A 6,648-nucleotide genomic window follows, 5' to 3' on the forward strand; every position below is an offset into this window, starting at 1 on the left:
GTGCAGGTCCCCGGGGGCCTGCCCGCTCGCCGCGTCCAGCAGCAGCGCGGCGTCCGCGACCGTACGGGCCAGCACGCCGTTGACCGTCAGGCCGTGGAAGGCCTCGGGTTCCGGCCAGGTGGAGATGCGCCCCCGCTGCGGTTTCACCCCCACCAGATGCGTCCAGGCGGCGGGGATGCGCACCGACCCTGCCCCGTCGGACCCGAGCGCCGCGGGCACCAGCCCCGCCGCCACGGCCGCCGCCGACCCGCCCGAGGAGCCGCCCGGGGTGTACTGCGTGTCCCACGGATTGCGGGTCGCCCCGAAGGCCGGCCCCTCGGTGAAGGGCCACTGGCCCAGCTCGGGCGTCTGCGTCTTGCCCACCACGACCGCCCCGGCCGCACGCAGCCGGCGCACCGCCTCGCTGTCGGCCGGCTTGGGCGGGAAGTCCCCGGCGCATCCGAACGCCGTCGGCTCCCCGGCCACGTCCATGTCGTCCTTGACGGCGACGGGCACGCCCAGCAGCGGCAGCCGCTCCCCCCGGGCCAGCCGTCGGTCGGCGGCCTCCGCCTCGGCCAGGGCCGCCTCGGCGCGGATGATCCGGAAGGCGTTGAGCGAGGGCTGCGCGGCCGCGATCCGCGCGAGCGAACGCTCCGTCAACTCCCTTGAGCTCACTCGGCCTTCGGCTACCGCCGCGGCCATCTCCGCGAGCCCTGGAACGGCGTCCGCCATCGGCTTCCTCCCTCTACTGATCGGTAAGGCCGACGGTAGGCCCAAACGTCCCGGGCCGCACCCTCCTGCGGACCCCGGCCGCAGACCTGTGCTCCCGGCCGTGCCCCTGCCTCCGGCCGATCCCGTGCTCCCGGCCGTCTCCGAGCTCCTGCCCGTGCCCGTGCTCCCGGCCGTCTCCGGGCTGCGGCACGTGCCCGTGTTCGTGCCGGAGCGCCGGACCCGGCCCGGCCGCCGGGAGCCCCGGGTCGCCTCCCCGGACGGTGGCCCGAAAAAATCTCCGGCGGGGATGTCGAGAACGCGGCATCGGCTCCGTCCCAGGGGTGAGCGCGGCCAGAATGGACGCGCAGGACCAGATCGAGGAGAACCGTCATGGCCAAGTACCTGCTGCTGAAGCACTACCGCGGCGCCCCGGCCCCGAGCAACGACGTCCCCATGGACCGCTGGACCCCTCAGGAGGTCTCCGACCACATCCAGTACATGCGCGACTTCGCGGCGAAGCTGGAGCAGACCGGCGAATTCGTCGACGCCCAGGCCCTGGCGCCGGAAGGCACCTGGGTCCGCTACGACGGCGAGGGGCGCCCGGCCGTCACCGACGGCCCGTTCGCCGAGACCAAGGACCTGATCGCCGGCTGGATGGTGATCGACGTGGACAGCTACGACCGGGCCCTGGAGCTCGCCGCCGAACTGTCGGCGGCCCCCGGCGCGGGCGGCCGGCCGATCCACGAGTGGCTCGAGCTGCGCCCCTTCATGTCCGAGCCGCCCACGATCACGGAGTGAACGGCCCCCGATGACCGCCCCGGACCCCGGCCTCGACCCCGCTCCCGGCTCCCGCCCCGCCCAGGACCCCACGGTCCCGGGCGGGGCCCCGCCGCACGCCGTCGACGAGGCCCTGCTGCGGGAGCTGACCCCCGCCGTCCTCGGCATCCTCGTCCGGCGCGGCGCCGACTTCGCGGCGGCCGAGGACGCCGTGCAGGACGCCCTCCTCGACGCCCTCCGCGTCTGGCCCGCCGACCCGCCCCGCGACCCGAAGGGGTGGCTCGTCACCGCCGCCTGGCGCCGCTTCCTCGACGCGGCCCGCGCCGACGCGGCCCGGCGGCGGCGCGAGGACCAGGCCGACCGCGAACCGGAGCCGGGTCCCGCCCCCGACGCCGACGACACCCTCAGCCTCTACTTCCTGTGCGCCCACCCCGCCCTCTCCCCGTCCTCGGCCGTCGCCCTCACGCTGCGCGCCGTCGGCGGCCTCACCACCCGCCAGATCGCCCGGGCCTACCTCGTACCCGAGGCCACCAGACCACCCCGAGCCGGCCGGACTGCTCGCCCTGATGCTCCTCCACCACGCCCGCCGCGCCGCACGGACCGCCCCCGACGGCAGCCTCGTTCCGCTCGCCGAACAGGACCGCGGCCGCTGGGACACGGCGGCCATCGCCGAGGGCATCGCGATCCTGCACGGAGCCCTGGCCCGCGACCGCCTCGGGGAGTACCAGGCCCAGGCCGCCATCGCCGCCCTGCACGCCGACGCCCCCAGCGCGGAGGAGACCGACTGGCCGCAGATCGTGGAGTGGTACGACGAACTCGTCCGCCTCACCGGCAGCCCCGTCGCCCGCCTCAACCGGGCGGTGGCGGTCGGAGAGGCCGACGGGCCGCAGGCCGGACTCGCCGCGCTGTCCGGACTCGACCCGGACCTGCCCCGGCACACGGCCGTCGCCGCCTGGCTGCACGAACGTGCGGGCGACCGGGCAGCCGCCGCCCGGCTCTACGCCGAGGCCGCCCACAAGGCCCCGACCCTGGCCGAACGCACCCACCTCACCCGACAGGCGGCCCGCCTCAACAGCGAGCCGCCCGCCCCCGACGGCCGCCCGGCCCCGGAAACCGCCGGCCCTTGACCGAATGGCCGGGTCAGGGTCACCGGAGTACGTTCGGCGGCCGGGAAGGGCCGCGATATTCGGGGGCGGCATCGGCCCCCGGGTGGCAGTCTGGGCCGATGCCTCCATGGACTCCGTCGGCCGTACTGTTCGACAACCTGCGGTACCTGCTCAACGAGTGGGACCCGATCGGCGTGGCCGGCCTCTCGCAGGACGAGTACGACTGCATGCTCGTCCCCTTGTTCCAGCGCCTCCGCCGTGGCGCCACGCGGGCGGAGCTCGGCGAGTTCCTCTGGTACGAGCTGGAGGACCACTTCGGGCTGGACCCCGTCGGCCACCGGACCGACGCGATGGCCGACCGGCTGATCGCCTGGTGGTCCGCGGTGGCCCCGGCGCCGGACACCGGCGGAACACCGGCGGCATGAGGGCCGCGAGGCCTGGCCGGGCCGTGTCCCTTTGACCGGGTCGTCAGTTGATCGAACGTGCCTGTCCGCCGAGATGAGCTGGGCCCGTTTCCATGCACTCGGACGCTCCCGCGGTGGCACGGCGATGGCCGCCTCAGGCCGTTCCTGTGGGGAGAGGCGGAGGCGATCCGTGCGATCCGAACGATCACCGGCCTCAGCCTTTGGAACAGCAGGCTCCTGCTGGACCGTGCGCCCGTAGCGGTCACAGAACCCGGCTGGCTCGAAGCCGCCGAGGACGCGGCCGGTGTCCTTGAGGCCGCAGGTGCTCACGCGCCACTGCTTTGCGACTGGTGCGACCGCACCATCACGCGAGGGGCCGGCCCGCTCGACCCCGCCCCGTGCAGTGGGCCATGGCCTCCGGAGACCTGTCGAGCGAGCCGCCCGCCGGCGCTCTAGATCCAGCCCTCCAACGACGCCATGAACCCCTCGAAGTCGTCGCGGTGGATGGTGTGTCCGGCCCCCGCGACCGTTCGGACCTCGAAGCCGCGTTCGCGGAGCAGGGCCGCGCGTTCCGGGGAGATCAGGAAGCTGGGGTCGGCCAGTTGGACCAGTGAGGGCACCGCCGGGGCCTTCGGCAGGAGGTCGCGGCCGGTCAGCGGGGCGAGGCTCAGGGCGGTGGCCTCGTCCCACAGGTCCAGCGTCGCGCGCTCGATGTCCACGTCCGCCTCCTCCCAGCGCGGGTTCATGGCCCGGATCCGCTCCCTGCTCGCCGTCTTGAACTCCGCGAACAGCTCCGGCCCGAAGCCGGGTTCGGGCGCGGCCAGATGCCAGGCGGGGTCCGAGAACACCGCGCGCCGCGGCTTCAGCCGGTCCACCGCCAGGGCGAGGGTCAGGCCGCCCAGCGAGTGCCCGATCGCCAACTCGGCTCCGGTGGGCAGGGTTTCGACGAGGTCGTCCGCGAAGAGTTCGGGGCTGTACGGGCCGCGCCCGCTGGCCCCGTGGCCGCGGAGGTCGACCGCGATCACCCGGTAGCCCGCCCCGGCGAGGGCCGGGCCGACCCGGCGCCAGGTGCGGTGGTCGGCCATGATGCCGTGGACCAGGACGGCGAGCCGGTCGCCCTCGCCCCAGGTGTGGGTGTGCAGCTGCACGGTGGTGTCCTCCATGTCGGTACCGGTATCGGAAAAAGGTTTCAGCGGACGCCGCGGATCGGGCGCACTGCCAACGCCCCCGCGACGGCCAGCGCCGCGGCGACGAGGAACAGGGCCGTGTAGCCGCCGCTGACCGAGACGACCACGGAGGCGACGAACGGTGCGACGATCTGCGGCCCGGCGTTGGCGACGTTGAGCACGCCCATGTCCCGCGCGGCGTCCTCGGCCCGTGGCAGGACCATCGTCACGAGGGCGGTGTCCACGGCCATGTAGCAGCCGAACGCCAGCCCGTTGACCACGGCGAAGGCCAGCATCGCGGACCAGCTCGCCGAAACCGCCGGGATGGCCAGCGCGACCGCCGACAGCAGCGCCGAGGCGCCGACGAACAGCTTGCGCCGGTCGAGCCGGTCCGACAGCCAGCCGCCCAGGACCGTCGAGACGGCCATCGCCACGCTCGTCAGTGGCGTCAGCACCGCCACCGCCGCCTCCGGCTTCATCCCCGCGGGCAGCACGGTGTGGTCCTGCAGCACGTACAACTGGTAGCCGCTCACCGCGAAATAGCCGAGCACCAGTAGCGCCCGCCCGATGAACGCCCAGCGGAAGTCGTGGTCGCGCAGGGCACTCGCGAAGGCGGCCAGCTGCGCCCGGACGGGCAGCGGCGCGCGCGCCGGGAGCCGCCGCTCACGGGTGCAGCCGGTGAACAGCAGGGCGGCGACCGCCACGATCGCGCCGAACAGCAGGTACCCGGTGCGGTAGTCCTCCGCGAAGGCCGCACCGGCCAAAGCCCCCAGGGCGGACCCGAACGGCAGACCGAGCCCGACGGCCGCCGAGGCCTTGCCGCGCGCCGTCATCGGCACCCGGTCGGGGACCACGGAGGTGAGGGCGGCCTGGTAGACGTTCATCACGGCCTGGCCCAGACACCAGGCCAGGGTGATCAGCAGGATCGTGTCCGCGAGCCTGAGCAGCAGCATCGCCGGCAGGGCGGCGAGCCCGCCGCCCAGGATCCAGGGGTTGCGCCGCCCGCTGCGGTCGGACAGGGCTCCGGCGACCGGGTTGAAGACCGTGGCGAAGACCGCGGAAACCCCGGCTATCAGGCCGAAGTTGGAGACCTTGTCCGCCGGGTCGACCTGCTCGACCTGGAGGGCCAGCAGGATGCCGGCGACGCCGATGTACAGGGAGTACATGGCCGTGTTGGCCACGAGGAGCAGCGGGAGCAGGCCCCGGCCGGGAGCGGCTGCGGGGGACGCGCCGGCGGGGACGGCGGAGGAAAGGGCCACGGTGCCCTCCTGGGCAGCGAGTGGAGGTGGTTACACGTGTAAGTGACTCGTGTAACCACTGTGTAGCATGTGTTTCCGGCCAACCGCCAGACCCAGGACGCGGCCGGTCTGGAAAGATGCCACGGCCATGCCTGACTCAACGAACCCCCCGAACCCCCCCACCCCCCCGAACCCGCCGACCAGTGCCGACGTGGCCCGGCTCGCGGGCGTCTCGCGCGCCACGGTCTCGTACGTCCTCAACAACGCGGAGGCCGTACGGATCAGCGAGCCCACGCGCCGCAAGGTCCGTGCGGCCGCCGAGGAACTGGGCTACGTCCCGCACGCCGCCGCCCGCAGCCTGCGCGCCGGGCACACCCGCATCGTGCTGCTGCCCACCTCCCACGTCCCGGCCGGCCCCCTCTACAGCACCTTCCTCAACGAACTCCAGTGGGCCCTGCGCCGCCTGGACTACACCGTCGTCCAGTACGGCAGCCTCGGCCTGACCGGTGACGAGGCCGTGCGCGCCTGGGCCGAGCTGCGCCCCGTCGCGGTGATCTCCCTCGGCGAGACCGCCCTCTCCCCGCACAACGTCGACACCCTCAAGCGGGCCGGTGCGCGCGCGGTCCTCACGCTGGGCCCGGAACGGGTGGCGGGGGCGCACGCGCTGGTGATGGACCAGGCGGAGGTCGGCGCCCTGGCCGCCGCCCACCTGGCCGGCCGCGGCCGCCGACGGATCGGGGTGGTCGTTCCGGAGGAGCCGGGCCTGGACCTGTTCTCCGGCCCCCGGCTCGCGGGAGCCCGCACGGTGCCCGAGGTGGAGGTCACCCCGCTCGCCCTGGCCTACACGGAGGAGTCGGCGGCGGCGCTGGCCGCGCGGTGGGGGGAGCTGGGGCTGGACGGGGTCTTCGCGTACAACGACGAGTACGCGGTGCTGCTGATGCGGGCACTGCTGGACGCGGGGGTGCGGGTGCCGGAGGACGTCGCCGTCATGGGGGCCGACGACCTGCTGATCGGGCGGCTGGTGCGGCCGCGGCTGAGCTCGGTGCGGATCGAGATGCCGAGCGGGGAGTGGTTGGCGGGGCTGGTGGACCGGGCCGTGCGGGTGCCTTCGGCGATGGCCGAGCGGTACGACCTGACGGGGGCGGCCGCCGTCCCCCGCGAGTCGACCTGACCCCCCCGGGACTCCGCCCCAGCCCCGGCGCCTCAATCGCCGGCGGGGCTGGAGTTGGCGGCGCGGCCTGTCCGTCTGCGGACCGTGTCCTGGGGG

At 74.5% G+C, this 6,648-nt stretch carries 7 protein-coding genes and 1 pseudogene; 5 read left to right on the forward strand and 3 right to left on the reverse strand.

The annotated features are described in order from the left end of the window. Positions 1–711 (reverse strand): amidase family protein (locus VR44_RS32880; protein WP_045951293.1); only part of this gene is annotated, 711 nt, incomplete at its 3' end. A 369-nt stretch (positions 712–1,080) separates the two neighbouring features. On the opposite strand from VR44_RS32880, the gene VR44_RS32885 reads away from it, so the two are divergent. The 4 genes and pseudogenes from VR44_RS32885 to VR44_RS43220 all read left to right on the forward strand — a co-directional run bounded on the left by VR44_RS32885 (position 1,081) and on the right by VR44_RS43220 (position 3,433). Further along, on the forward strand, positions 1,081–1,488 hold the full coding sequence (locus VR44_RS32885) for a YciI family protein (protein WP_045951289.1): 408 nt from the start codon (positions 1,081–1,083) through the stop codon (positions 1,486–1,488). 112 nt (positions 1,489–1,600) lie between these two features. Continuing rightward, positions 1,601–2,594: pseudogene (locus VR44_RS32890) on the forward strand (DUF6596 domain-containing protein). Between the two features lie 98 nt (positions 2,595–2,692). After that, positions 2,693–2,998, forward strand: a complete 306-nt coding sequence (locus VR44_RS32895) for a hypothetical protein (protein ID WP_045951290.1) — start codon at positions 2,693–2,695, stop codon at positions 2,996–2,998. 57 nt (positions 2,999–3,055) lie between these two features. Beyond that, on the forward strand, positions 3,056–3,433 hold the full coding sequence (locus VR44_RS43220; RefSeq protein WP_245692686.1) for a ribosomal protein L7/L12: 378 nt from the start codon (positions 3,056–3,058) through the stop codon (positions 3,431–3,433). Here the strand turns inward: VR44_RS43220 and VR44_RS32900 are convergent. Beyond that, a complete protein-coding gene (locus VR44_RS32900; RefSeq protein ID WP_045951294.1) occupies positions 3,430–4,125 on the reverse strand; it encodes an alpha/beta fold hydrolase in 696 nt (231 codons plus the stop codon). The two genes, VR44_RS43220 and VR44_RS32900, sit on opposite strands and share 4 nt — an antisense overlap. A 41-nt stretch (positions 4,126–4,166) precedes the next feature. Then, the gene (locus VR44_RS32905) at positions 4,167–5,402 is read right to left on the reverse strand and encodes an MFS transporter (RefSeq protein ID WP_045951291.1); all 1,236 of its coding nucleotides are present in this window, start codon (positions 5,400–5,402) and stop codon (positions 4,167–4,169) included. Positions 5,403–5,529: 127 nt separating this feature from the next. Between VR44_RS32905 and VR44_RS32910 the strand changes: the two genes are divergently transcribed. Continuing rightward, positions 5,530–6,552, forward strand: coding sequence for a LacI family DNA-binding transcriptional regulator (locus VR44_RS32910; RefSeq protein WP_045951292.1), 1,023 nt, complete (start codon positions 5,530–5,532; stop codon positions 6,550–6,552). Positions 6,553–6,648 lie beyond the last annotated feature (96 nt).

Origin of the sequence: Streptomyces katrae (assembly GCF_000966975.1) — a bacterium.
GTDB classification, from domain to species: Bacteria; Actinomycetota; Actinomycetes; order Streptomycetales; family Streptomycetaceae; genus Streptomyces; species Streptomyces katrae.

Coding starts and splice junctions, on each gene's coding strand:
- VR44_RS32895 (WP_045951290.1), top strand. CDS start 2,693: ATGCCTCCATGGACTCCGTCGGCCGTACTGTTCGACAACCTGCGGTAC.
- VR44_RS32910 (WP_045951292.1), top strand. CDS start 5,530: ATGCCTGACTCAACGAACCCCCCGAACCCCCCCACCCCCCCGAACCCG.
- VR44_RS32885 (WP_045951289.1), top strand. CDS start 1,081: ATGGCCAAGTACCTGCTGCTGAAGCACTACCGCGGCGCCCCGGCCCCG.